This is a genomic window from Calditrichia bacterium (assembly GCA_020634975.1).
GTDB lineage: Bacteria > Calditrichota > Calditrichia > RBG-13-44-9 > J075 > JACKAQ01.
In genome coordinates this window covers 3391425-3416031 of the sequence record JACKAQ010000001.1, presented here as the reverse complement: position 1 = coordinate 3416031, position 24607 = coordinate 3391425, and the positions used below count along the sequence as shown (strand labels likewise).

The following is a 24607-nucleotide window of genomic DNA, read 5'->3' as shown; positions in this document are numbered from 1 at the left end:
TTGGGTTTATACCCCCTTGCTTTCGTTCGGCGGCTCATGCAGTTGGCCTTCGGTTGCGGCAACAATTACCGATGCAGTTGCATCGCTGGTGATGTTCACAACTGTCCGGAGCATATCGAGTAATCGATCAACCGCCAAAATCAGCGCAATGCCTTCCAGCGGAACACCAACTTGCTGCAACACTATCACCAGCATCAAAATGCCGACTCCCGGCGCAGCAGCAGTGCCGATGGATGCCAGCGTAGCGGTGAGCACCACCATCAATTGTGCGCCTAAATCCAGCGGAATGCCATAAACCTGTGCAATAAAAATGGTTGCCACACCCTGGTACAACGCCGTTCCGTCCATGTTTACAGTTGCGCCGAGCGGCAAAATAAAGCTGGCAACCTCTTTGGAAACACCAAGATTATCTTCCGAACATTCCATCGTAACGGGCAGCGTTGCGCCGCTGGAACTGGTGCTGAATGCCACCAGCTGCGCCGGACGAATACCGCGCATAAACATCCTGGGGCTCATTCCGGAGAACAGTTTGACAACAAACGGATAAATCATCAGCACTGCAAACAATGCGACTGCGGTAACCAGCGTATATTTTAACAGCGATGCCAGAATTTCCAGCCCGAAGCTACCGACAGCATCCGCGATGAGCGCGAACACGCCGTACGGCGCAATTTCAATCACGATCACCACAATTTTGATCATCGCTTCGAACAAACCGTCAAAAAAATTGATCACCGGCTGAGCTTTGTCTTTCGGCAAAATGGTCAGTGCGATACCGGTCATTATCGAAAAAAAGATCACCTGCAACATGCTGGCAGAAGCTAACGCTTCCACCGGATTTTTGGGTATCATATTCAAAAATGTATCGACAATCGATACGCTGCCCTGTGCCGCAGCCACTTTTTCGCCGGCGGCACCGCCGTAACTTTCCAGCAATTTTGCCTGCACATCAGGAGACATGCCACTGCCCGGCTGAAAAATATTGGCGAATATCAACCCGATCGAGATCGCCACTGCCGTTGAGCAGAGGTAATACACCAGCGTTTTGCTGCCGATGCGCTTCATTTTTTTGATATCGCCGAGACTGGCGGTTCCGCTGATCAGCGATGCCAGCACCAACGGCACAACAATCATTTGGATCAACCGAATAAACGCCGTTCCAACCGGCTTTACTTCCACAATTTCGTTACCGTAAATAAATCCCGCAAATCCACCGAGAATCATCCCCAAAATTATTTTTGTGTGTAGCTCCATCTCAAATAATTTTTGGAACATCAGATACAATGCAAACATCAACAGTGCAGAGCGCACAAACTGCACAACGCCGGGCCAATCCGCCATCACATTTGTCGCAGGCTGGCTGAACAGATACAAGCTGATTACAGTTGAGAGTAAAAAATACACCCAATGCAGCACATTGAATGGCTTAAGTTTGATCATACGATTCTCCGTTCGGATGCGGTTAGTTGAAGCAGTTGCACATTTTTTTTCGATAAGTCGCTAAAAAATATAGCAAAAATCCCTTTTTCTACAAAGGATTACTTCGGGAAAAGCCCTATGCAATTGCTGCGAAAGGTTTGAGCGGAGTGTTTCAACAGAATAAAAATGGTGCAACTTCAGCCAAGTTTCGGATAATCCACGGGAGGTGAGCCATTTTTGTTACATTTTTCCGATTACAAATCGGTGCTTTTCAGGCGATGTCGAATAACAAAAAATGCGATCCAGCAACAAATTCCAACAGCAAAATATCCCAGCGCCAAAAGCGGCGAATTTTCAAACACCCAATGAAAACCTGTAGCCTCGGTTGAATAACATGAAAGCGGGGCAACTGAAAAGAATATTGCAAAACCCATCCAAATGCCTTTCCAGCGCAACAGCGATCGGGTTTGCGTTAGTGCGGTCATTTCGTTCTCCTTTATAAATTGATGTTTTTGGGCAATTTCTTCAACCGGAATTTCCGGCAAAGCTTTTGCGATTTTTTTGGCAAAATCCGGATGTTCGGCTAAATATGTTTCCACCAATTTCACGGTGTCTTCGCTGGCGTCGCCGGATTGATAAACCGGCAGTAAATCCAGAATCACCTGTTCCGTTATGTTCATTTTTTTATCTCCAAATTATTGAAAACATTGTCTTTATCCTCACTCACTATTTAGCGCTAATTCCAGCAATTTACGGCGGGAGCGAAAAATTTTCACCTTCACAGCCGACAGGCTGAGGTTTAAAATTGTCGCGATTTCCTGTTGCGGCAATCCTTCCATCGCATGCAAAATGAGCACAGCACGATCGATTTCCGGCAGTTGCCGGAGGTGTCGCAATGTGCGCAGAAGCGATTCGGTTTGGGCAAATTGTTCATCCGCAATCAGCGCGGCATCCAGCAATGCTTCCGGTATTTCGCTGCGCCGTTTGTTGCTGCGCAGGCTTTTCAAAAATTCATTCCGTGCGATGGTAAACAAAAAAGCTTTCACAGTTTGCAATTGCACATCTTTTTTCGATAGCCAAACTTTCACAAATGTTTCCGAAACAATGTCGTTTGCCACATCGCCATCGCCGCTCAGCCAAAATGCGAACCGGTACACATCCGCCGCATATCGGCGATATAATTCCGAAAAGCCAACCATTCGATCGTTCATACACAGATAATATCCCTCAAATTTAGAATAGTTACAATTTTTTTGGCTGGACAATGAGTTCGCACCAATTTGAGGATTATTTTCACAAAGTCGTTGATAGCGGCTGCGGCAGCCATTAATTTGTTGCGTATCAGGATACATATCGCTGAAAATTGTAATTTCAACCGCTTTTTTCAGCGGATTTCCGGGTAATTTTGAAGCGCTTAATTTCCCAAAGTTAAACATCATTTCACGGATACATAAAATGGATGTAGAAATATTAGCCAGAATCCAGTTTGCATTTACTGTGGCATTTCATTATATCTACCCGCCGTTGAGCATCGGTTTGGGGTTGCTCATGGTTATTTTCGAAAGCCAGTACGTCCGGACGAAAGATAAAAAATACGAAATTCTCGCCCGTTTCTGGACGAAAATTTTCGCGTTAACTTTCGGCATTGGTGTAGTTACCGGAATTGTAATGGAATTTGAATTCGGCACCAACTGGGCAACCTATTCCAGATATGTGGGCGATGTGTTCGGCAGCGCGTTGGCGGCCGAAGGCATTTTTGCGTTCGCGCTGGAAAGCGGATTTCTCGGGGTGCTGCTGTTCGGCTGGAACCGCGTTTCACCGAAAGTTCACCTCATTTCGACCATCGGCGTATTTCTCGGCTCCATGTTTTCCGCCGTCTGGATTGTCGTGGCAAATAGCTGGCAGCAAACGCCGGCGGGATTTCACATCGTTGGTGAAGGCATTCGCGCCCGCGCGGAAATCACCGATTTTTGGGCAATGGTGTTCAACCCGTCCAGCGTGGACAGGCTGCTGCACGTTTGGTTGGGTGCATTTCTTGCCGGCGCATTTTTGGTGCTGAGCGTTCATGCCTACTATTTGCTGAAAGGGCGATATGTCGAAATTTCCAAAAAAGCGTTCAGCATTGCGCTGGTTGTTGCCACGATTTTTTCGCTGGGACAACTGTTCACCGGACACAAATCGGCGGAAGGCGTTGCGGTAAACCAACCCGCAAAACTGGCGGCGCTGGAGGGACATTTCGATGCCAGCGCCCCGGCTGACCTGTATATTTTTGGCTGGGTGGATGCTGAAAATCAGGAAGTTACCGGGTTGAAAATTCCCGGCGGTTTATCGTTTTTGCTGAATTTCGATGTCACCGCACCGGTGACCGGACTAAACGCGTTTCCCGAAACAGATCGCCCGTCGCAGGTGAATGCGGTGTTCCAATTTTATCATATTATGGTGGCAATCGGGATGGCGCTGATCGGGCTAACGTTGCTGGCCAGCTTTCTGCTGTGGCGCGGTAAGTTATTCGAAAACAAATGGTTACTCAAAATATTCGTATTCGCGGTGCTACTGCCGCAGATTGCCAATCAGGTCGGTTGGTTTACCGCGGAAATGGGTCGGCAACCGTGGGTCGTTTACGGATTACTGCGCACATCGGACGCACTTTCGGCATCGGTAACCGCCAACCAGGTTCTGTTTTCACTGATCATGTTTTTCCTGATTTACGCGTTATTGTTTGCGCTATTTTTATATCTGCTCGATAAAAAAATCAAACACGGCCCGTTCGATGAATCAGAAATTGAAGACAGACCTTTAACTAAAGGAATAACAACCATTTTAACTGGAAAATAAACGATGGAAACATTATTTGGTATAGATTATCCCACATGGTGGTTTTTGGTGGTCGGGGCGCTGTTTTCCGGATACGCCATTTTGGACGGTTTTGATTTTGGCGCCGGCGCATTTCATTTGTTTTTCAAAAAAGAGGAAAGCCGGCGGATTGCGCTGAACGCGGTCGGACCGGTTTGGGACGGCAACGAAGTGTGGCTGGTTATCGGCGGCGGCGCGTTGTTTGCGGGATTTCCGGTGGTGTACGCAACATTATTTTCCGCGATGTATGTGCCGTTTATGCTGTTCCTCCTGTTCATCATTTTTCGCGCAATTTCGATTGAATTTCGCAGCAAAGAACCGATGCGCTGGTGGCGGCAAATGTGGGACGTTTCGTATTCCATTTCCAGCATTATGCTCGCGTTTTTGCTCGGCGTTGTGTTGGGGAATGTGTTGCAGGGTATCGCCATCGGCCCGGATTATGTGTATCAGGGCGCCGGTTTTTTTGAATTTTTGAATTTGTATTCGATTCTGGTCGGGCTGACATCGCTGACGCTGTTTATGTCGCATGGCGCGATTTATTTGCTGCTGAAAACGGAGGGCAAACTCTACAAACAGTTGCTCGAACTGCAAAAATACGCGATGATATTTTTTATCGTAACTTTCAGTATTACAACGCTTTATACATTGCTTTACATACCGCATTTGTCCGACGATTTCCGCTCGAACCAGATCCTTTTTTTACTGCCGGTACTGGCGTTTTTGAGCATCGCCAATTTGCCGCGACTGGCATCGCAGCGCAAATTTTTGCAGGCATTCATTTTTTCATCGCTGACCATCAGTTTTTTGCTGATCCTTTCCGCCATCGAGTTGTATCCGAATATCCTGCTGTCCACGGTCGATCCGGCGTACAATATTGATGTGTACAATGCGGCGTCTTCCCAAAAAACGCTGGAAATTATGATGACCATTGTGGCCATCGGTGCGCCGCTGGTTGCGGGCTACACCATTTTCGTTTACAAAACGTTCAGCGGAAAAGTGAAGTTGGATGAGGCGAGTTATTGAAAGCCGCCCCGTCGAAGCATAAAACTTGCGGCGTATTCTCTCCTCCGCGATGCATTAGTTGCTGAAACCCGACGGAACAGCTACCGGTGGCGCAAATGTTTTGGCTTCGCCGCCAAAACGGATACCCATTTCCTGCAACATTTTGAACGGCGGAATTCCGCCGGCAAAAATAAAAACATAATTGTTGGGGATCTCAAACATTTCCACATCTTGCTGCAAAATCACGCGATCCGGCTCTATTTCCAATACCGTTGATTCGAACAACGGCAGCACTTTTTTCTCTTTTATCAATCGCATAATGCGATCTTCGTTTTTCTTTTTGATGCGGAAAAATTTATTTTTGCGATAGGAAATGGAAACGATATTTCCTTTTTGGCGAGCCAGGGCAATGGCAGCTTCGACAGCGCTATCGCCGCCGCCAACCACCAAAATATGGGCATTTTGATACGATTGCGCATCGATCAACTGATAGGCGACTTTGGACATTTTCTCACCGGGCACGCCCAATTTTCGCGGTGTGCCGCGCCTGCCCAACGCCAACACTACTTTTCGGGCATAAAAAGAGTTGTTTTGGGTGACCAATTCAAATTCATCACCAACCGGATTTATCCCGGTCAGCCGCTCACCGGTTTGGATATTCAATTGATGTTTGTTGATAATTCGCTGCCAGATTTCCAGCAAATCTTCTTTGGTGTATTCTGTTTTGTCGAGCCGCCCGTGAAGCGGTATATTGATCGGCTGGGTCATCACCAATTTGCGTCGGGGATATTGCAAAATGGTGCCGCCCGGTTCCTGCTGATCAATCAACAGATAATTCAACCCCTGCTCTTTGGCGGTGAGTGCTGCGGTCAATCCTGCCGGGCCTGCACCTACAATCAGCAAATCCCGAATGGTACGATCACGATTGGCCGGCAACGTTTTGGCCAATTCCCGAACGGCATTTTGCCCCTGGGCAATGGCGTTCCGGATGAGCGATAACCCACCCAATTCTCCAACAACATATAATCCGGGTACATTGCTTTGGTGACCGCTGTCCAGAACCGGAATATCATCGCGGGTGGTGATGTCGCCAAGCCCGACTTTGATGGCACCAACAGGACAAGCTGTTTCGCAATGCCCGTGACCAACACAGCGTAAACCGTTGATAATCATGGCTTTGCCGTGCACTACACCCAAAACATCACCTTCCGGACAGGCCAGTACACAGGAACCGCAACCGATGCACAGTGACTGGTCAATTAGTGGAAATTGCGACTGCGGTCGAATTACACCCAGCGTTTCAGCCTCTTTCCGGCGCTCATAATTTTCATGTTGTTTTTTACGAAATTTGACAAAATAAGGTATAAAAATGATAACAGCCAAAGCCGCTGTTGCTAAATAAATAATCATAGATTCCATCGTTTGAAATTTAAACTCCTTTTATCCTCAATTGAACTATTGCCTGATGCGCTCCAGTCGCATTCGCTCGCGACCATCCGGGTGACAGGCATAACAGGCACCGCTTTCGTAAACATAACCGGTTACACCATCGTGTTCATCATCCATCTTTGATTGACGGTGTTCGTGGCAGAAAATGCACTCGAAAACCGCAAAATTATTCTGGTCCACATGGCAGTCGGCGCAAGTATTCCACTCATTTCGATGCTCCCCGGAGTAAATCGGAAAATACAACTGATCATGATTCCAGTTTGTCTGATCCCACCTTGTGGTATTGTGGCACGTTTCGCACTCTGTGGGAAATCCGGCTGCCGCATGATCCGGATCGGTTGTGCCCTGATAATCATCCAAATGGCAACCCACACAAACCGTCGGTGTGCCGGAATAACCGCCCGAATGACAGTCATTACAGGTTAGCAAATTATGTGCCCCGGTTAGCGGATAGCCTGTTTGGTCGTGATCATATGTTGCAGATTGCCACTCTGTTGTAGTGTGGCACACCTCGCATTCCAGCGGAAACCCCGCAGCAACGTGGTTTGGATTGGTTGTGTTTTGAAAATCGGTTTCATGGCAGGCGAAACATGCTGTCGGCGTACCGGTGTAACCAGCGCTGTGGCAATCGATGCAGTTCACCGAAACATGCGCACCGGTCAGCGGGAAATCTGTCGCGTTGTGATCAAACGTCGCCGGTTCCCACGCGAGATCTGTGTGGCAATCCGTGCACACAACACTGAAGTTATTTGCCACATGATCAGGTTCGTTAGCGTTTTCAAAATCAATCTGATGGCAGGCGTAACAGTCGGTTTGCAGCGCGATGAATTCGCCATTTTCGTGGCAATCCGCGCACTGGATTGTCGCATGCGCCCCGGAAAGCGGGAAATCCGTCAAATCGTGATCAAATGTGGCGGGCTGCCAGGCAACTTCCACATGGCAATTTTGGCATTCCATCGGAAAATTATTGGCAACGTGATTTGGTTCCAGCGCTTCCTGAAATTCCGTTTCGTGGCAGCCGAAACAGTCGCGCGGCAATCCTGCCAATTGGTTATCGGCGTGGCAATCGACACATTGGGCAATCGCATGTGCGCCGTTCAACTCAAATCCGCTGGCCTGAACGTGATCGAATGCGGCACCCTGCCAACCGTTTTCCGAGTGGCAAACTGCGCATTCAGTCGGGAAACCCATCGCCGCGTGGTCAGGCATTTCTACGCTGCGGAACGCTTCTGAATGGCAATCGAAACACATATCCGGCGTTCCGGCAAAGGTTTCGCTGTGGCATTCGGCGCAGTCCAGCGAGCGGTGCGCACCGTTGATAGCAAATTGCGGCGGATGTTCGTATCGCACGCTCTGCTGCCAATTGATGGCAGCGGGAAGATGGCAGGTTTCGCACTGCATCGAAAATGCGGCGCTTTGGTGATCTGGATTTTCGGTTTGGGTAAAATCGTCCATGTGGCAGGTGAAACAGCTGTTCGCGGTGCCGGAAAACTCGTTGAACAGCTCGGTTGTGTGGCAGGACTGACAATCGGAAATCGCATGTGCACCGGACAACGGAAATCCCCGTTCAGCGTGAATTTGCAACATATTTTGGGGATCGTTCCAGCTTTGCGGTGTATGGCAATTCTGGCAATACATGCCCAAATTGCCTTCGTGTGCATCTGTGTGACAATCGAGGCAAGCGCGGGTTGCATCGGCAAATTTGAGGGTGTGGCAGCTCATACAATCGGTGGTTTGATGCACTCCTTCCAGCGAAAACCGGGTGTCATCGTGATCAAAATCCATTTGCTTTTTCAACGTTGTCCACGAATCCGTTGTGTGGCAATTGATGCAATCCCATTTGATTTTCCCGTGGGGATTGTTTGAATTATTTTGCGAAAAACCATTGCTAACCCAAACGACAACAATCAGAATAACCGCTGCCCAACGCATGTTTATCTTCCCATCACGCCTTTGCACAAAATTTATGAGCCGTCATTTTGCGCGATTAGTATCAAATCTATAATAAATATCCCCTCATGCGGTTCTTCGTAGAGAAGATGCTGTTTCCATAATTTTCAGCAATTTACGTAAATTCGGGTTAAAAACGATACCCGAATTCCAGATACATTCGGAAACCTTCGATATCATCGCCCAGATCGTATTGATACAGCCCGCTGAAAAACAGCCGTGCCGGCAGCATCAAATAGGCTTGCGCGCTGTACGTATCGGTCACGCGATTGATGCCGTCCCAATCGAACGAATAGGCGTAGCGCGAATAACCGATATCGATCCGGTGACCGGCGGAGAAGCTTTTGCCGATATCGCCGCCGATATTCGTGCCGTTGGTATTCTTGTTCGAAAAACCGGAGCCGTTCAGCCGCAGCGATGTGTTGCCGGGCAATCCGCTGCGATTCAAGCCGATAGCGTACGAGGTTGTGGTAACATTATCCCGTTCAATTTTGCGCAAACCGCCGTTGGCGAAAACGTAAATCCTGCCGGGCAATTTAACGGAAAGATTGCCGCGAAATCCGGTTCGGAGCGCATCGTCGAACAGACTGTCTGCCAATGTGCGAATTTCGTAAGTCCAGTAATTTTGCCGGTTATCGAAAGTAACGCCGGCAGTAACCGCATCGGAAATACGCTGCCGCGCGGACAGATAAAGATTGGAGAGCACCGCGCTTTTGCCGGTTTTTTCTTTTCGCCAATTGCGATTCATGTCCATTTCCAGCATGTGGAAAAAGCTGAATCCGCCCGGCGAACGAAAATTGCTACGCCAGTACAAAAACTCCCGGCTGACCACGCCATCCGCATACGCGCCGGCGGCGGCAACGGTCGTTTCGAAAAAGCGACCGCGCATCTCGCCGTTTTGAAAATGAAGAAATGCACCAGCTTTTTGAACATTCGTTTGCGGTGCAGAATCGCGCCAGTTCGGCTGCGTGCCGCCCAAAATTCCCACATCAACCGATGGCGAAAGGTTGAATTGCAACTGCAATCCGTCGATGTAGCCAACGCCGCTCAGCCGGTTGGTGGTGATGCGCCCGAGCCGGAAATTTACCCGGGCATCGCGGTTTTCGTAACCGAGTGCAAACTGGTAAATCCGGTTGCGCCATTCGCTTTTGGGCACGTCTTCGCGATAGGCACGGGTGCGCTCATCGTGGCGGGTGCGGGTGTGGATGCGCAGTGTGTAATCTTTTCCCCACAACCGTTTTGCCCGCAAATTGATCCGAAATGTGGGCTGTTTAAAATCGAGATTGCGTTCGGTGAGATCGTTCAGCGTGTAATAGCGCAGCGAAATGCTGCCGCTGAGATCGGTGGATTTTTGGGATTTTTGTTTTGTCCGGACAGTGACGGTGCGCTTTTTTGTTTCGTTCGATACGTCGCCGGATTCCGTTTCACCGGGTAAACCGGGTTCGGTTTGCGGCGCTGCGCCAGTCAAAACCGCGCCCATTCCCGGACGGATTTCGCCTGTGGCGGTCAAAATCTGACAGCTCGACGATTGTTCCGCAACGTAAGTGACCAGCACCCGGGCAATCATTTTACCGCGATCGCGGATTTCCAGCGTATCGCCAATCGCCAGCCCAACCTGGCTGCCCGCCGCAAGATATACATTTTCCGCAGAAACATAGCGAACCTCGTACCGGGTGGTTTTTTCCTGCGCCGACACGCCAAACAACGTGAATGCGAGCCATAGCGCAATTGCGATTTTCAACATCTGTTTCATTTTGCAAACCTTGCTTTGGGTAAAAATTTTATTTCTGAGTAAACGTTAAAAAATTTTGCGAAACCACAGACACAGAGAAAACAGAGGGCTTTTTAAGTTATTTATTTTCAATGCTCTGTGCACTCTGTGTCTCCGTGGCGTTATTTCTTGAATATCTTTCAACTTGTTTTTTGCTTTGAAAACTAATTACGCATCCGATCCAATTGCATCAATTCCCGGCCGTCCGGGTGGCAATTGTAGCAAGCGGTGCTTTCGTAAACGTAGTTGTTCACGTCGTTGTGCTCGTCATCCATTTCCGATTGGCGGTGCTCGTGACAGAAAATGCATTCGAAAGTGGCAAAATTGGTCTGGTCGAGGTGACAATCCGCGCAGGTATCCCACTCGTTGCGGTGCTCGCCGGAGTAAATCGGGAAATACAGCTGATCGTGATTCCAGTTTGCCGGCTCCCATGCGGTGGTGCTATGGCAAACTTCGCACTGAACCGGAAAGTTTGCCGCAATGTGGTTGGGATCGGTTGTGTTGTCAAAATCGGATTGATGGCAACTGACACATGCTGTCGGCGTGCCGGTGTATCCGCTGGCGTGACAACTGTTGCAATCCACACCGGTGTGCGCACCGGTCAACGGAAAATCTGTGTTATCGTGATCAAATATTGCGGGCTCCCACGCTACCGTGCTGTGGCAAACTTCGCATTCCAGCGGAAATGCAGCAGCGATGTGGTTGGGATCCGTCGTCGCCTGAAAATCATCTTCGTGACAGGAAACGCAGGCGGTTGGGGTTCCGGCATACCCGGAACTGTGGCAGCTCAAACAATCCAGCCCGATGTGCGCACCGGTCAGCGGGAAATCGGTGGCGTTATGGTCAAACGTCGCCGGTTCCCATGCGGAAGTGCTGTGACAAAGCGTACAATCGAAACTGAAGTTATTTTGCACATGCCCCGGATCGGTTGTGCCCTCAAAATCCGGTTGATGGCAAGAATAGCACTCCGTTGGCAACGCGGTGAAATCGCCGGTTTCGTGGCAGCTTTCGCACTGAAGCGTCGCATGTGCGCCGGTAAGCGGAAACTGGGTCAAATTGTGATCGAAATCTGCCGGAACAAAGGTTAATTCGTTATGGCAAACCAAACAATCCTGCGGGAAATTTCCGAGAACGTGGTTGGGATCGGTGGTTTCCTGATAATCATCGTTGTGGCAACCGAAGCAATCACGCGGCAATCCGGTCATCTGATTGTCCACATGGCATTCGGCGCAGAAAATCGTGCTGTGCGCACCGTTCAGAGGAAATCCACTGGCGGAAATATGATCGAATGCAGCGCCTTGCCAACGCGTTTCGTTGTGGCATTCAGCGCATTCGGTTGGGAAACCGAGCGAAATGTGATCGGGCAATTGTGCTGTCTGGAAATCCGCTTCGTGACAGGCGAAACATTCGCGTGGCGTTCCGGTAAATTGTTCGGTGTGACATGCCGCGCATTCGGTGGTTTTGTGGGCGCCGCGTAATTCAAAAATCGAGTGATCAAATCGCACATTCTGATTCCAGGCGATTGCCGCGGGTTGGTGGCAATTTTCGCAGTTCAGCGAAAATCCAGCTTGCTGGTGATCTGGATCGACCGTTTCGTTAAATTCCGCGATGTGGCAGGAAAAACAGGCGCTTGCGGTACCGGCAAATTCGTTGCGCTGTTCGCTGATGTGGCAGCTTTGGCAATCCGCAACTGCATGTCCACCGGATAGCGGAAAACCGCGAGCCGCGTGCAATTGCCGAACGTCGATCCGGTTTTCCCAGGTTTGCGCAGTGTGGCAGCTCTGGCAATTGATGCCAAATTCACCCTGGTGCACATCGGTGTGGCAATCGGCGCAGGCAGCACCGACTTCGGCAAATTTCGGGCTTTCGTGGCAACTCATGCATTGGGTAATTTTGTGTGCGCCAACCAGCGCAAAACCGGTTGCTTCGTGGCGGAAAACCATCGGGTCTTTCATTTCCGTCCACGATTCGGTAGTGTGGCAATCCACACATTCCCATTTTATTTTGCCGTGCGGATTCTGCACATTGCTCTGCGGATTCTGCACATTTTCTTGCCCAAAAACCATTTGCGCCAACCCCAAAACCACAGCGATGATGTTAATCCATTTGTTCATTCGGCACTTCTGTTTTATGTGCTATTTTGTTTATTTACAGTAGTTTATTAAAACTTATGAAAAAAAATAAAATGATACCCGAAGAAATAACCGGGAGATTCCTGCATTCGCAGGAATGACAAAAAAGCTTTACTGCTGCCTCTGCGAATGCGGGTGTCCCCGGCGTCCACAACTCTCACCCGCCGTGGCAATCCGAACACTCGCTGCCGAGTGGTTTAAATTGCCGGAAAGTGACGTCCGCTTCCGCAACAGTCATGTGACATGCTTCGCAGGCAACTTTTTCGTGTGCGCCTTCGAGCGAAAATTTGGAATCGCGATTATGATCAAATTTCACCGGTTGCCAATTTTCTTCGCCGTGACACCGGGCGCAATCAGTACCTCGAATTTCTTTTCCGGCGGAAACAAATGTGGTAACAAACTGACCGTTGTGTTTGTCCGCGTGACAGTGTTGGCAATTCTGCGCCATATTCTGGAACGGAATCCTTTTGCCGCCGGATGTTTCCGCAGCCGGAACGTGGCATTGAATGCAGCCAGTGCTGTTATGTTTGCCGAGCAGTGCAAAATCGGTTTGGCTGTGATCGAATTCGATGCTCCGCCAGCTATCCACGCGATGGCAGCTTTCGCAGCCGTTGATATCCACAAAGCGTTTGGTTTCGCCGAAATGCGGGTCTTTGTGGCAATCGATGCATTTGGTGGACACAAAGGTAAACCGGTTGATCCGCAACATTGATCGCGAACTGCCACGCCCGTTTGGCGTGCCCGCGTGACAGGCGATGCAGGGAATGGCAAGGTGCGCGCCTTCCAACGGATAATCCGTTTTGGCGTGATCGTCGAACGTAAAGTTCGCGGGAGAAAACCCTTTGACAGTGTGACAATTTTCGCAGGCGATGCCGCCGGGACGTGCCGCAAATTGCCCGAGGTGAAAATCTGTGTGACAATCGGTGCATTTGGCAAATGCCAATCCGCGACGCGGAATGCCGGGTTTGTGGCAGCTTTCGCAGGCAACTGTGGCGTGTTTGCCGCGCAATGGATATCGCGTTAAATTATGATTGAAATCCGCATTGGCAAGCAGCTTTTTCCAGCCGGCAGTGCTGTGGCATTTTTGGCAATTTTGTCCGAATTGTCCCCGGTGCACATCTTCGTGGCAGTTTGTGCAATTCTGAAATGCGATGCCCGTAAACCGGGCAAATGTCGGGTCGTCCGCTGTGCGATTATCACGCTCTTCTTTGTGGCAATCGACACATTTTACATCCCGGTGCAATCCGGTCAGCCGGAATTTGGCTTTGTCGTGATCAAAACGGTTGGCAGGTTTCCAACCGCTGTAGGTGTGACATTTCAGACAATCTTCCGCCAATTGCCCGCGATGCTCATCCGCATGGCAGGTTAAACAGGCTTGCTGCAATCCCAAGAATGTGCGTTCGAGATTTTTATCCTGATTGAGCAACGGCTGCGGATCGGCGATATTGGCGGGTTTATGGCAGTCCCGGCATTTCAGTTCGGCATGTTTTTCTTCCAGCCGGTAACCGGTCAAATCATGGTCAAAATTATCCTGTCCCTCTTTCCAGAATACCATTTCGAAATCTCTGCCGTGATGGTCGTTGTGGCAGTGGACACAATCACTGTAATCCGGTCGGGCATGCAACCCTTTGTTCGAATCGATGCGCTGTTTTAGCAATTTATGACAATCGAGACATTTTCCCAGATCGATTTGTGCGCCGCTGGAATGGCATTTGGTGCAATTGCTCAACCCCTCTAATTTGGCGTGAGACTGGTGCAGATCGCCCGGCGAAAGCTGCGCAATTGCGAAGGTTGCTGCAAAAACATTCCACAAAAAAACGATTCGCCAAAACCGAAAAAATATGTGCTGCCAGATGCATGCTGATTGAATGGTCAAACTCCCTTTTTACGTAACGTTGATAAAGAAAATGAAAATTAGCATCTGCCCTTCGAGTTCGCTCCGAGTCCACTGCTGTCGGAAGTGCGTCAAAAAATCCATGTGTAACCCAACCAAACTGCCACGCCGATATGTAAAATCATGATCAGAAACATTAAAATCGCGAATGGCTTGTGAAACACATGCCAATAATGGAACAGCCGCTGAACATGATTGAGCAGTAAAATCCGGCGTTCCAGCAATTGTTTGCGATGCAAAATTTCGATTGCGGCTTTCAATTGCTGGCTGTCCAGCTGGAATTCTTTCCGCAACATCCGCTGCTGCCGGTATTTACGAAAAAAGCTGAACAGGTCGAACCGGAGCATGCCCATCAGCAAACTGAACAACCCGGCATCTTTGTTTACATTTTGCACACCGGCAATTTCCTGAAGCCGGGCAAGCTTACCGTTTTTCAGCCCCAGTTCGCGGGAAAGTTCTTCCGAAAATTCCTGATCGAGCGATTCAATTTCTTTCAGGCTGAGTTCGTCTCCGCGCCGGTTCCGGGGAATTTGCAAATACAAATATCTCCCCAAAATTCCGCTGCCGGAAACCGCGATCATCGACCAGAAGCTAACCGCAACAATGCCGTTCAACTTAAAGGTAGTATGCAAAATGACCAGTAGTGGTCCCATGATCCCGAGATAAATATGCACATCCAACCAACGGCTGATCGCGCCCCATTTGCCAAACCAGTTGGTTCGTTTCCGAACAGAATACAGGAGCATCAACGTCATCATCAGCGAACCGATAATGCCAAAACCGTGCCCGCGCAATCCGGCGGACCGCAAATTCCGGTATGCCTCGTGATGCGGACGTTCCTGAAACGGTAGTTGGTAAAATCCCAATCCGTCTATCAAATAGTATGCGTAAATTGATAACGAAATTACATAAACTATTTTCAAACCAATTTTAAACCAGTCGCGTTGGGTTTTCGTGTGCGTATTCTTCACAGGCTGCATCATTGTTGTTAATCGTTATTAAAACCGTTAATCCGGTATACAAAGTGTCACCGGATTACGTTACCATGTTTGGATTTGCAAATATTGTTCCATAAATAATCGACCGGTTTATTTCACCAGCATCATTTTTTTAATTTCGTTAAAACTGCCGGCACGAAGTTCGTAAAAATAAACCCCGGAAGGCAAGTTTTCCCCGGAAAAGGTAACCGAATGCGCGCCCGCAATCAACGGTTGATTGATCAATTCCGCCACCTGTTGACCGGCAATGTTGTAAACGGTTAATTGCACCTTTTGATAACTGGCCAAATTAAATGCAATTGTTGTCGCGGGATTGAACGGATTCGGGTAATTTTGAGCCAGTTTATTTTCGCGAACGGCGGTTTCCGGCTCATCATCAATTCCGGTGAGTGGCGCATGTTTCAAAATGACGCCGTTATCGCCAACCGCCCAACCAGCGCCGTTGGCTGCAACAAACACATCATTTAATATACCGGAAGTGCCGGTTGTTTCTGTTGCCCAGGTTACGCCGCCGTTGGTTGTGTGGAAAATTTGCCCCATTTCATTCACAACCCAGCCGTTGGATTCGTCCGTAAAATACAATCCGTTGGTTTCGCCGCTGACGCCACTGCCACGAACTGCCCAGGTTGCGCCGCCGTTATCGGTAAACAGCACTGTGCCGCTGCCGGAAACAAATCCCACGTTGGTGTTGATAAATTGAACATCTTCGAGATTGTCCGAAACCGGGCTGTTTTGGGCTGCCCAACTGTTGCCATTTGCTGTGCTGCGAATCAATCCATCGTTGCCGACTGCCCATGCGTGAGTGCTGCCGTATCCCACGATCGAGCGAATCCGGTTGGTTGTGCCGCTTTGCTGAAGGGTCCAGGTTGCTCCAAAATCTGTCGATTTTAGCAACACGCCATCACGACCTGCTGCCCAGGCAATGCCATCCGCACCCCAACCGCAGCCACGCAATTGCGAACTGGTGCCGCTATTAACAATGCTCCAGTTTGCGCCGCCATCGGTTGTGCGCAAAATTGCCCCGTCATCACCGGAAACGATGCCGGTTTGCGCATCCAAAAACGCAACTTCGTGCAGATCACTGCTGAAAACCGCAACGCGGGACCATGTTTCACCGGCGTTTACCGTGTGCAACAATGCCCCGTTATCGCCGCAAACCCAGCCTTCAGAATTGCTGACAAAGTGAACGCTTTTGAGCTGATCGGATACGCCACTGTTTTGAATTGTCCAAACCTGGGCAACCATCGGCAAAGAAATGCAGCAGAAAATACTGAACATCCGGAAAATGTTTCCTGTCAAAGATTGTTTCAAAAGAGCCTCCGAAAATTTAGCAATAGTTTTACCGTTAAAAAAATTAGTATGCTCTAATTAAAACAATTGACATGCCACAACATTCCGGCACAAAAAAGCATGCCGCTAATTGCTTTATAAATAAATGTTTATGAGAATAAAATTGATTCGAAATTTTGTTGCGGAAAATGATGTAAAAATTACCTTTTTGCGCCAAAGTGCAAAATATGCATTACATTGTTTGCTCAATTTGCTGCCGATACAGCTCGAAAGCCAGCCACCAATCCAAAGCTTTGGCATGGCGCTGATCGCCGCTGTAAAACCCATCAACAATCTGTTGCAACATCTGATAATCATAAAAATTACTCTGTCGCACCGTTGCGGAATCCAGCAAACCGCGAATTTGTGGCTCAATCGCAGTTAGCAAATGAATTGTATTTTGCTCGACATACACTTTCCCAAATTTGCGTTTTCCTTTCATCCACAGCGATGCAGAAATGGTTTTAAACGGATACGGATAAACGATGCCATCTTTCACGAGTGAAAAACGGGTCAGCGATGGATAATTTTCGCGGATAATTTTGCGGAACATTCGCCCGTTATCCCGTTCGCGAACCGGTGTCTCGAACATTTTTGGAGAAATGCCGGTTGCACAAACGGCATGAAATTCACCAGTTCACTATCTGACCGGCTTTGCTCCAGGCTGCAAAATTGGGAAATCGGGTGCGGATGGCGAACAAATCCAGCCAGTTTTCCACACCAAAATGCCGGATATCTGGCATCTGGGACCACACATTTTCCAGTTCGCCAGCAAGGCTGTTTTCCAGTTGTAACTGAACTTCGCAGTAAAATATTGGCGCGATGCACATGCAAAAACGGCAAAATTTGCGAAACATTGCCATTCAGCAGCGCTGTTTTACCCCGCAGCAGCAGCATGTTCAGATAGCGTCGCCGGGCAATTTCGCCCGAACCGCCATCGATAACGATTTTTCCGAGGTGGTGTAAATAGCTGTAAATTGAACATTAACAAACCCAGATGCCGGCGATGACAATCGAGTTTGCCCAACATAGTTTTTTAGTATTTCAAAAATCTTTTCGGTATCGGGGAAAAAGCGGGGATTACCGTTTGCGGGATGCCAATGCTGAAGCGATGTTACCGGCAATCTTTCGATCCGGGTGCTCCGGAACATTAAAGGTGTACAGCCCAATCATTTTTCGGTTGGTTGAGCAACTGTGCCAGCAGCACCCGCGAATCCAGCCCGCCGGACAACCCCAGCGACAGCGTTTTTCCCCGCCGAGCGTAAACAGTAAAATCGCGCAATAAATCCGGCATCGATTTTTCGGAAAAATTTTGCGATTTATCCGGCAACCATTCGTGGTTTGTCAGCGTGAACTTTCCCGGTTCAGCCGTTGCGATACCGCCCTGGCAAAGCCGCCGAACACCGGTTACACCGCTTTCCTGCGACAATTGATTAATCAACAGCCAGTGCGCACTGAATGTTTCCAATTCGATTTTGCAACCGCTTTTATACCTGCCAACCAGTCGATGCGACTTGCAAACCACATGACGCCATCAATTTCCCGGAAAAAATGTTGCGCAACCCCAGCGGATCAGTGAAAAAACGGATGCGTCGGTTTTGCCAGCCAATTGCGGCAAAATGCCCGTTGAGCGATGACAAATCCGTCTCAGCTCCGGCAAAAACAGTTGACCAATCTGCGCCGGTCATCAATGTTGGCAATCCATCGACAAAATGAATGCCAACACCTGCCGCAACCAGCCGGATGTTTCATCCGCAGCAACAGAAAACTGGCAAGTTTCTGCGATGCCACCGGCAATCAGGCAAAGTTGTTTGGTGCAAATTTTCAATCGGTGTTCGGGCAAAAACGCTGTTTTTTGCAAAAAGAATTCTTTGGAAATTATCCCGTTTCCGTTTGGAAATGCGCCAATAAACCAACTCATCCGGTCGGTATCCTTTTGTTGAGTTTTTGGTGAATCTGTAAATCTACAAAATTCGCATAAACTCTCAAAAACAAAAAAGGCAGGGTTTTGCCCTGCCTTTTCTGAACGTAAAAAAATTGTAACTTCTGGAATTAAACGAACGAATTCACCGGTCCGTAGAGATGGAAAAATCCGTTCATCAGAACGCTGTTCACATCATCCGCGCTGTCGGCAACGCCACAGCTTACGAGATGTTCACCAATCGATTTGGAATGTTTCAAATAATTGATCGCCAGTTTGGCACCCAGCGTCCGGCTTTCGGAAAGATCGCTAAAATAACGCTGTAATTTCCCATCGCGATCTACATCTTTGAGCAAAGTTTTCCACGGTTCGTGGCTTTCCGGCAGTTCGCCAATCTGCGAATCGATAACTTCCTGCCAGCGCCCCTCATGTATCGACAAATATTTTTGTTGAGCATTGTCGTAAACACCCACAACTTTGCCGCCTTCGTATTTCAGAAAACCATCTTTTTGGCTGCCATCGGAAAATTGCCCGCCTTTTACACCGGCTGCCACAAGCCCGTCGATCAACCGGCTGTGGAGCGTTTCTTTGGGAAAATGCGGGTTCATAATTTTCAAAATGCTCTGGAAAATATCCAGACCCACATAATCAATCAGTTGAAAAATGCCCATCGGGCGCAGCAAAAAATCCTGGCTGATGCGGTTGACGGTATAAATTGCCTGCGGGAAACTCATGCCTTCTTTCATTAGATGCTCGGCTTCATGAATGCCATGCAACCCGTCGCGCATGAAATGCCCATTCCCGATAAATCCGGCAATATCATTGGATGGCACAATGATTTTGCGCAGTTTTTTACCGATCGCTTTGGAAAGCTCCGGCAGTTTGGGATCCACTTTTTCCGGGATAATCAGCTCCACCAGCTTCTGGATTGCCGGTGGGTTGTAAAAATGGAAACCGATGATCCGCCCACCCATTCCGACAATCGCATCCAGCTCGTGAATGGGAATGGAGGAGGTGTTGCTCATGAAATACGCATCCGGATTGGATTGCTTTAACTGATTGAAAATATTGACTTTCAGATCCAGTTTTTCCAATACGGCTTCAAAAATTATTTGCTGATTGCTGATTTCCGATAAATCGGTTACCGGGCGCAGCAGCGATTGCATTTTTGCAACAAATTTTTCTGCAATTGATGTCGCATCATCACCGGGAAAGTATTCCGTCAGCAATTCGCTATTTTTCTGTGCAAATTTGTTCGTCTGTTTGGCGAGATATTGTTGCAATCCATCTAACGCATCTGCGCTGATATCCATTAATGCTAATTGAAAATTTGTGCCAACATGCTCCGATTGCAGCGATTGCAGGGTCATTTCCTGCGCCAAAAGCAACGAAATACCGCTGCCCATTTTTCCGCCAGCACCGACAACCGCTACCCGTTGCATCTGTTTTGTCAAGTCCATAATTACCTCCTGTTTAACGTATATGTCGCGTCATATGTGGCCAATATAAGATTTCGCAGGTGGTGAATCAATGGAAATGGAACAATGCAAAAACCTGAATTCTAATCTTAATTTTCAATTGAAAGACACGATTATGTATTGGTACAAATGTTTGAAAAATTTATAAAGTACCGGTTGAGTCATGATAAAATTACGAATTTCACAACTTTTACTCGCTCTTTTGCTTTGTAATCCGCTGTATAGCCAGTCCAAACTCCGGGTTTTCGGACACATGACTCAGGGATTCGCAATCAGCGATCACCACCAGATTTATGGTATTCCATCGAAAGGCACATCTGATTATCAGAATATCGCACTGCAATTTCGCTTTGATGTCAACGAATCTAACAATTTTATCGTTCAGCTCACCCACAAACGGCTCGGTTTAAACCCGCTGATGGAGATCACGAGGGATATCGAGCTGGATTGGGGATTTTTTGAACACCGCCCCACGCCTTCGAGCTACATCAAATTCGGGAAAGTATCACTGCCGCTGGGTATTTTCAACGAGGTTCGCGATGTAGGTGTACTCATCCCTTTTTACCGCGTGCCTTCCTCGGTTTATACCGAATCCCGTATTTCCAGCGAAGCCATTGAAGGGGTGGTTTTCGGAATACAATTTCCCATCGGAAAAGGCTGGAGCATTCGCAGCGACTTTTTTGCGGGGCAATTCCGGTGGGGAGAATGGGCAAATATAGAAAATCCGTTGGGAAACGGTTTTAAAACCAACGTACAACGGGTTGATATTGAATCCGTTTTGGGCACCCAATTATGGTTAAACACCCCACTTGAAGGCTTGCGAACCGGCATTAGCGGCTATTACGGCGTCACAAAAAATGGTTTTGGGCTGAATGTGCTCTCCGGGGTGGAAAATCCGACTGTGGGAAATTATCTGGCATCTTTTGAATATGATTTCGATGCTGCGGTTTTTCGTGCGGAAGGAAATATTATTGCGGTATCCGGCTCACCATTCTACCTACAAAATTATTATTTGCAAAGCAGCTTTAATCTTTGGAACAACTTTGTGTTGAATGCTCAATTTGAATCGATCGATTCAAAAAACATAATCGTACCGTTTTACCTGCGGGAAATTCTACCCAAACGACATGTGGATAGCGAACTGCACAGGGATTACAGCATCGGACTGAATTACATTTTTTCGGCTGGTTTTGTGATGAAACTGGAAGCGCACACAACCCGCGGATTGTTGTACGAAGACGTTTTCGTTAACCCGTATCTGGATAAACCGTTAAAAACTAATTTTGTGATTTTAAGCCTGGCAACCGGATTTTAACCAAATAAACCCGGTAAACCAATAATTTACACCGATACTTTTATAACAAAAAACGGTCGATTTTTTTGATCATGAAAACCATTTAAGTCTCGATAATAGATGAGAAGCGGTTTAAAATAACGGAATGGGGTTTATGCGGAATGAAATATTTGTTAACCATCTCAACGCTTTTGATTGCACTTTCGGCGAACATATCCGGTCAATCCAAGCTGCGCGTTTTTGGACATCTGACGCAAGGATTTGCCATTAGCGACGAGCACCAGATTTTCGGAATTCCGACATCCGGTTCCAGCGATTACCGCAATCTGGCTTTACAATTTCGATACGACATCGATCCAAAAAACAACCTGATCGTGCAAATCGCCCACAAACGTCTCGGTAAACACCCAGCACAATCGGAAGCAGATGATGTGGAACTGGATTGGGGATTTTTCGAACATCATTTTTCACCGGAAATTTTTCTCAAATTTGGCAAAGTTCAAATGCCGTTGGGCATTTATAACGAGTTGCGTGATGTTAGCGTTTTGCTGCCGTTTTACCGGGCGCCATCGTCGGTTTACTCAGAATCGCGTGCTTCCGGAGAATATGTAAACGGCATTGTTTTTGGCTACTCTACAAAACTTGGTAAAGGCTGGAGATTCCGCAGCGATGTATTTGCAGGGCAATGGAGTTGGCTGGAGTGGCTTTTGATTGCACCCATTTTATCGAACGAGCTTTCAGTAAAGCTCGAAACAGTTGATATTGAAAAAGCTTTCGGCTGTCAGGCGTGGCTAATGACACCCATTGATGGGTTGCGTTTTGGCTTCAGCGGCTATTTCGGCGATACGGAAAATGGGCTTAGCGAGTTGCTATCCGGCATCAAAGCGCCATCACTGACAAGTTATTTGTTTTCTGTGGAGGGTGATTTTGATCGATTTCTGGTTCGGGCGGAAGATAATATCATATCCGTCGTCAACTCCCCGTTTTACATGAACAGTTATTATGTGCAATCCGGCGTAAATATCTGGAGCAATTTTGTTCTGAATGCCCAATACGAAGTTGTTGATTTTAAAGATTTTATTGTCACTTATGATCTGGGAATTGTGCCACTTGGTAAAAAAATTAGCCGCAAAATACATGAAGATTTTGGTGTCGGGTTGAACTACACATTTTCATCGAATATTGTGATAAAGTTAGAAGTTCATTCAACCAACGGTTTTTTTGTCGAGGACCAATTTACCACGCCCTATCTGCCGGATGCCTTACGAACCAGATATGCAATTTTAAGCCTGGCAACGAGTTTTTAAAAACAGTTGAGAGCATTGTGATCGAACCGATAAAAAAACTGACCCAGTGGGTTATGAAATATTAATAAATCACGATAATAGATGAGTAACAAGTCGTGAATTTTTTAACGGGGCTATGATAGTATGAAACGCATTACAACTATTTTTATTGCATTTATAGCACTGTCTTTGAGTGTTTCCGGACAGTCTAAATTGCGGGTTTTCGGACATCTGACGCAGGGATTTGCCATCAGCGATGATCACCAGATTTTTGGTATCCCAACGGATGGCACCAGTGATTATCGCAATCTGGCACTCCAATTCCGGTTTGACGTTAACGAAACCAATAACTTTGTGGTACAACTGGCGCACAAACGGCTCGGCAAAAACCCAACCATGTTGGTTAATCAAGATCTCGAATTGGACTGGGGATTTTTCGAGCACCATTTTTCGCCAGCATTTTCCATCAAATTCGGGAAAGTGCAAATGCCATTAGGCATCATGAACGAATTGCGGGACGTAAGTGTACTGCTCCCGTTTTACCGGGCGCCAACTTCTGTTTATTCAGAATCCCGTGCTTCCAGCGAAGCGGTGAACGGGATTGTGCTAAGCTACACCCATCAACTGGGGAAAAACTGGAGCGTTCGTAGTGATGTTTTTGCCGGGCAATGGAGCTGGCTGGAATGGTATAAGTTGCAATCACTCTTAACCAACGAAGTTACGTTGGTTGTAGACGAAGCAGACATTGAACGTGCATTTGGCTATCAGGGCTGGTTATTCACACCCATCGACGGATTGCGATTCGGATTTAGCGGCTATTACGGAATTCTGACGCGGGGATTAAGTTTTGTTCAATTAGCGAACCTGCAAGAGCCGTCAATTACCAGCTATCTAGCTTCCATCGAAGGCGATTTCGAGCGATTTACCATCCGTGCGGAAGACAACATCATTTCCGTTGTCAACTCTCCGTTTTACATGAACAGCTATTACATACAGGGTGGTTTGAGTTTGGTTGGCGATTTGTCGATGAACCTGCAATACGAAACCATAAAATTTCATCAATTCTACGTACCATTCGATATGGGCAATCTGATCGGCGGCACTTATATAGATAAAAAATTCCATCAGGATTTTGGCGTTGCCCTAAATTATGCATTTTCCGCAAATTTGGTAATAAAGGTGGAAGCACATACTACCGAAGGATTTTTGGTCGAAGATCAATACATAAACCCCTATATCCAATCCCAACTTAAAACCAGATATGCAATTTTAAGCTTGGCCAGCAGTTTCTAAGCAGAGCTTAAACAGACGATGAAAAAACGGATTAACGAAATGCACTATAAAAAAATGAACATCTGGGTTGGTATTTTTGGCCTTTGCATGCTGTTTAATTTAAATGCAGGGGAACCGTCAGATTTTGTTGTAATTGTCCATAAGTCCAACCCTATCAAAGTATTAGACAAAAACAAGTTATCTGAAATATTTCTGAAGAAGGTTCAAGTCTGGGAAAATAACGAGATGATTTTGCCCATCGAACTTAAAGAAGACGCACCGGTTCGCATAACTTTTTCAACCAAAATTCATGAAAAAAAGGTTTCCAAAATTAAAGCCTACTGGCAAAAACAGATTTTTTCCGGCCGGGGGATTCCGCCACCGGAAAAAGCAAACGATTTGGAAATTTTGAAATATATCGAAGAAAACCCGAATGCTATCGGCTATGTATCGACAAAAACCAACATCGCGGATTTCCCGGTAGTCGCCATTTCGATCGAGTAAAATTTCCGATCGCGAACAACGTCATAGTTCCCTGTTAATATTATATATAAACCTG

The 24607-nt window shown here is 47.5% G+C and carries 23 protein-coding genes; 7 read left to right on the top strand and 16 right to left on the bottom strand.

What is annotated here, in order from left to right:
• Positions 1-6: 6 nt before the first annotated feature.
• The 3 genes from H6629_13745 to H6629_13735 form a co-directional block, all read right to left on the bottom strand.
• A complete protein-coding gene (locus H6629_13745) occupies positions 7-1275 on the bottom strand; it encodes a dicarboxylate/amino acid:cation symporter (protein MCB9068859.1) in 1269 nt (422 codons plus the stop codon).
• A gap of 398 nt (positions 1276-1673) precedes the next feature.
• Positions 1674-2099: a hypothetical protein gene (locus H6629_13740; GenBank protein MCB9068858.1), complete on the bottom strand. Its 426-nt coding sequence runs from the start codon at positions 2097-2099 to the stop codon at positions 1674-1676.
• Between the two features lie 39 nt (positions 2100-2138).
• Entirely contained in the window at positions 2139-2630 is a 492-nt protein-coding gene (locus tag H6629_13735; protein MCB9068857.1) for an RNA polymerase sigma factor, read from the bottom strand.
• Between the two features lie 244 nt (positions 2631-2874).
• On the opposite strand from H6629_13735, the gene H6629_13730 reads away from it, so the two are divergent.
• Together H6629_13730 and cydB are read left to right on the top strand one after the other, a co-directional pair.
• Positions 2875-4254 (top strand): cytochrome ubiquinol oxidase subunit I, encoded by a 1380-nt coding sequence (locus tag H6629_13730; protein ID MCB9068856.1) that lies wholly within the window; start codon positions 2875-2877, stop codon positions 4252-4254.
• Positions 4255-4257: 3 nt separating this feature from the next.
• Positions 4258-5295, top strand: a complete 1038-nt coding sequence (cydB, locus tag H6629_13725; protein ID MCB9068855.1) for a cytochrome d ubiquinol oxidase subunit II — start codon at positions 4258-4260, stop codon at positions 5293-5295.
• Between the two features lie 54 nt (positions 5296-5349).
• Here cydB and H6629_13720 read toward each other — a convergent pair whose 3' ends face one another.
• The 9 genes from H6629_13720 to H6629_13680 form a co-directional block, all read right to left on the bottom strand.
• Positions 5350-6684 (bottom strand): NAD(P)-binding domain-containing protein, encoded by a 1335-nt coding sequence (locus tag H6629_13720; protein MCB9068854.1) that lies wholly within the window; start codon positions 6682-6684, stop codon positions 5350-5352.
• A gap of 45 nt (positions 6685-6729) precedes the next feature.
• Positions 6730-8655 (bottom strand): cytochrome c3 family protein, encoded by a 1926-nt coding sequence (locus H6629_13715; GenBank protein ID MCB9068853.1) that lies wholly within the window; start codon positions 8653-8655, stop codon positions 6730-6732.
• A gap of 148 nt (positions 8656-8803) precedes the next feature.
• Positions 8804-10426, bottom strand: a complete 1623-nt coding sequence (locus H6629_13710; GenBank protein MCB9068852.1) for a hypothetical protein — start codon at positions 10424-10426, stop codon at positions 8804-8806.
• A gap of 182 nt (positions 10427-10608) precedes the next feature.
• Positions 10609-12558, bottom strand: coding sequence for a hypothetical protein (locus tag H6629_13705; GenBank protein MCB9068851.1), 1950 nt, complete (start codon positions 12556-12558; stop codon positions 10609-10611).
• Positions 12559-12733: 175 nt separating this feature from the next.
• The gene (locus H6629_13700; protein ID MCB9068850.1) at positions 12734-14389 is read right to left on the bottom strand and encodes a cytochrome C; all 1656 of its coding nucleotides are present in this window, start codon (positions 14387-14389) and stop codon (positions 12734-12736) included.
• Between the two features lie 152 nt (positions 14390-14541).
• On the bottom strand, positions 14542-15453 hold the full coding sequence (locus H6629_13695; protein ID MCB9068849.1) for a hypothetical protein: 912 nt from the start codon (positions 15451-15453) through the stop codon (positions 14542-14544).
• A 105-nt stretch (positions 15454-15558) separates the two neighbouring features.
• Entirely contained in the window at positions 15559-16779 is a 1221-nt protein-coding gene (locus H6629_13690; protein ID MCB9068848.1) for a T9SS type A sorting domain-containing protein, read from the bottom strand.
• A 211-nt stretch (positions 16780-16990) separates the two neighbouring features.
• On the bottom strand, positions 16991-17389 hold the full coding sequence (locus H6629_13685; protein ID MCB9068847.1) for a hypothetical protein: 399 nt from the start codon (positions 17387-17389) through the stop codon (positions 16991-16993).
• Positions 17390-17426: 37 nt separating this feature from the next.
• On the bottom strand, positions 17427-17627 hold the full coding sequence (locus H6629_13680; GenBank protein MCB9068846.1) for a hypothetical protein: 201 nt from the start codon (positions 17625-17627) through the stop codon (positions 17427-17429).
• Between H6629_13680 and H6629_13675 the strand changes: the two genes are divergently transcribed.
• Positions 17626-17763 (top strand): hypothetical protein, encoded by a 138-nt coding sequence (locus H6629_13675; protein ID MCB9068845.1) that lies wholly within the window; start codon positions 17626-17628, stop codon positions 17761-17763. The two genes, H6629_13680 and H6629_13675, sit on opposite strands and share 2 nt — an antisense overlap.
• A 184-nt stretch (positions 17764-17947) precedes the next feature.
• Here H6629_13675 and H6629_13670 read toward each other — a convergent pair whose 3' ends face one another.
• The 4 genes from H6629_13670 to H6629_13655 form a co-directional block, all read right to left on the bottom strand.
• Entirely contained in the window at positions 17948-18265 is a 318-nt protein-coding gene (locus tag H6629_13670; GenBank protein MCB9068844.1) for a hypothetical protein, read from the bottom strand.
• A gap of 19 nt (positions 18266-18284) precedes the next feature.
• Entirely contained in the window at positions 18285-18485 is a 201-nt protein-coding gene (locus H6629_13665; protein ID MCB9068843.1) for a hypothetical protein, read from the bottom strand.
• Complete coding sequence (locus H6629_13660) at positions 18485-18718, bottom strand: hypothetical protein (protein MCB9068842.1); 234 nt, start codon at positions 18716-18718, stop codon at positions 18485-18487. The genes H6629_13665 and H6629_13660 overlap by 1 nt, the downstream gene beginning before the upstream one ends.
• Positions 18719-18849: 131 nt before the next feature.
• Positions 18850-20178: a 3-hydroxyacyl-CoA dehydrogenase family protein gene (locus tag H6629_13655; GenBank protein ID MCB9068841.1), complete on the bottom strand. Its 1329-nt coding sequence runs from the start codon at positions 20176-20178 to the stop codon at positions 18850-18852.
• A 271-nt stretch (positions 20179-20449) separates the two neighbouring features.
• Between H6629_13655 and H6629_13650 the strand changes: the two genes are divergently transcribed.
• The 4 genes from H6629_13650 (at position 20450) to H6629_13635 (ending at position 24552) form a co-directional block, all read left to right on the top strand.
• Positions 20450-21511, top strand: a complete 1062-nt coding sequence (locus H6629_13650; protein ID MCB9068840.1) for a hypothetical protein — start codon at positions 20450-20452, stop codon at positions 21509-21511.
• 140 nt (positions 21512-21651) lie between these two features.
• On the top strand, positions 21652-22797 hold the full coding sequence (locus H6629_13645; GenBank protein MCB9068839.1) for a hypothetical protein: 1146 nt from the start codon (positions 21652-21654) through the stop codon (positions 22795-22797).
• A gap of 123 nt (positions 22798-22920) precedes the next feature.
• Positions 22921-24069, top strand: coding sequence for a hypothetical protein (locus tag H6629_13640; GenBank protein MCB9068838.1), 1149 nt, complete (start codon positions 22921-22923; stop codon positions 24067-24069).
• 39 nt (positions 24070-24108) lie between these two features.
• Positions 24109-24552, top strand: a complete 444-nt coding sequence (locus H6629_13635; GenBank protein MCB9068837.1) for a substrate-binding domain-containing protein — start codon at positions 24109-24111, stop codon at positions 24550-24552.
• Positions 24553-24607: the final 55 nt, after the last annotated feature.

Excerpts from the sequence above, each read along its gene's own strand:
- H6629_13745 (MCB9068859.1), bottom strand. The coding sequence starts at position 1,275 with ATGTTCCAAAAATTATTTGAGATGGAGCTACACACAAAAATAATTTTG.
- H6629_13740 (MCB9068858.1), bottom strand. The coding sequence starts at position 2,099 with ATGAACATAACGGAACAGGTGATTCTGGATTTACTGCCGGTTTATCAA.
- H6629_13735 (MCB9068857.1), bottom strand. The coding sequence starts at position 2,630 with ATGAACGATCGAATGGTTGGCTTTTCGGAATTATATCGCCGATATGCG.
- H6629_13730 (MCB9068856.1), top strand. The coding sequence starts at position 2,875 with ATGGATGTAGAAATATTAGCCAGAATCCAGTTTGCATTTACTGTGGCA.
- cydB (MCB9068855.1), top strand. The coding sequence starts at position 4,258 with ATGGAAACATTATTTGGTATAGATTATCCCACATGGTGGTTTTTGGTG.
- H6629_13720 (MCB9068854.1), bottom strand. The coding sequence starts at position 6,684 with ATGATTATTTATTTAGCAACAGCGGCTTTGGCTGTTATCATTTTTATA.
- H6629_13715 (MCB9068853.1), bottom strand. The coding sequence starts at position 8,655 with ATGCGTTGGGCAGCGGTTATTCTGATTGTTGTCGTTTGGGTTAGCAAT.
- H6629_13710 (MCB9068852.1), bottom strand. The coding sequence starts at position 10,426 with ATGAAACAGATGTTGAAAATCGCAATTGCGCTATGGCTCGCATTCACG.
- H6629_13705 (MCB9068851.1), bottom strand. The coding sequence starts at position 12,558 with ATGAACAAATGGATTAACATCATCGCTGTGGTTTTGGGGTTGGCGCAA.
- H6629_13695 (MCB9068849.1), bottom strand. The coding sequence starts at position 15,453 with ATGATGCAGCCTGTGAAGAATACGCACACGAAAACCCAACGCGACTGG.
- H6629_13685 (MCB9068847.1), bottom strand. The coding sequence starts at position 17,389 with ATGTTCGAGACACCGGTTCGCGAACGGGATAACGGGCGAATGTTCCGC.
- H6629_13675 (MCB9068845.1), top strand. The coding sequence starts at position 17,626 with ATGCAAAAACGGCAAAATTTGCGAAACATTGCCATTCAGCAGCGCTGT.
- H6629_13680 (MCB9068846.1), bottom strand. The coding sequence starts at position 17,627 with ATGTGCATCGCGCCAATATTTTACTGCGAAGTTCAGTTACAACTGGAA.
- H6629_13665 (MCB9068843.1), bottom strand. The coding sequence starts at position 18,485 with ATGACCGGCGCAGATTGGTCAACTGTTTTTGCCGGAGCTGAGACGGAT.
- H6629_13660 (MCB9068842.1), bottom strand. The coding sequence starts at position 18,718 with ATGAGTTGGTTTATTGGCGCATTTCCAAACGGAAACGGGATAATTTCC.
- H6629_13655 (MCB9068841.1), bottom strand. The coding sequence starts at position 20,178 with ATGGACTTGACAAAACAGATGCAACGGGTAGCGGTTGTCGGTGCTGGC.
- H6629_13650 (MCB9068840.1), top strand. The coding sequence starts at position 20,450 with ATGACTCAGGGATTCGCAATCAGCGATCACCACCAGATTTATGGTATT.
- H6629_13645 (MCB9068839.1), top strand. The coding sequence starts at position 21,652 with ATGAAATATTTGTTAACCATCTCAACGCTTTTGATTGCACTTTCGGCG.
- H6629_13640 (MCB9068838.1), top strand. The coding sequence starts at position 22,921 with ATGAAACGCATTACAACTATTTTTATTGCATTTATAGCACTGTCTTTG.
- H6629_13635 (MCB9068837.1), top strand. The coding sequence starts at position 24,109 with ATGCACTATAAAAAAATGAACATCTGGGTTGGTATTTTTGGCCTTTGC.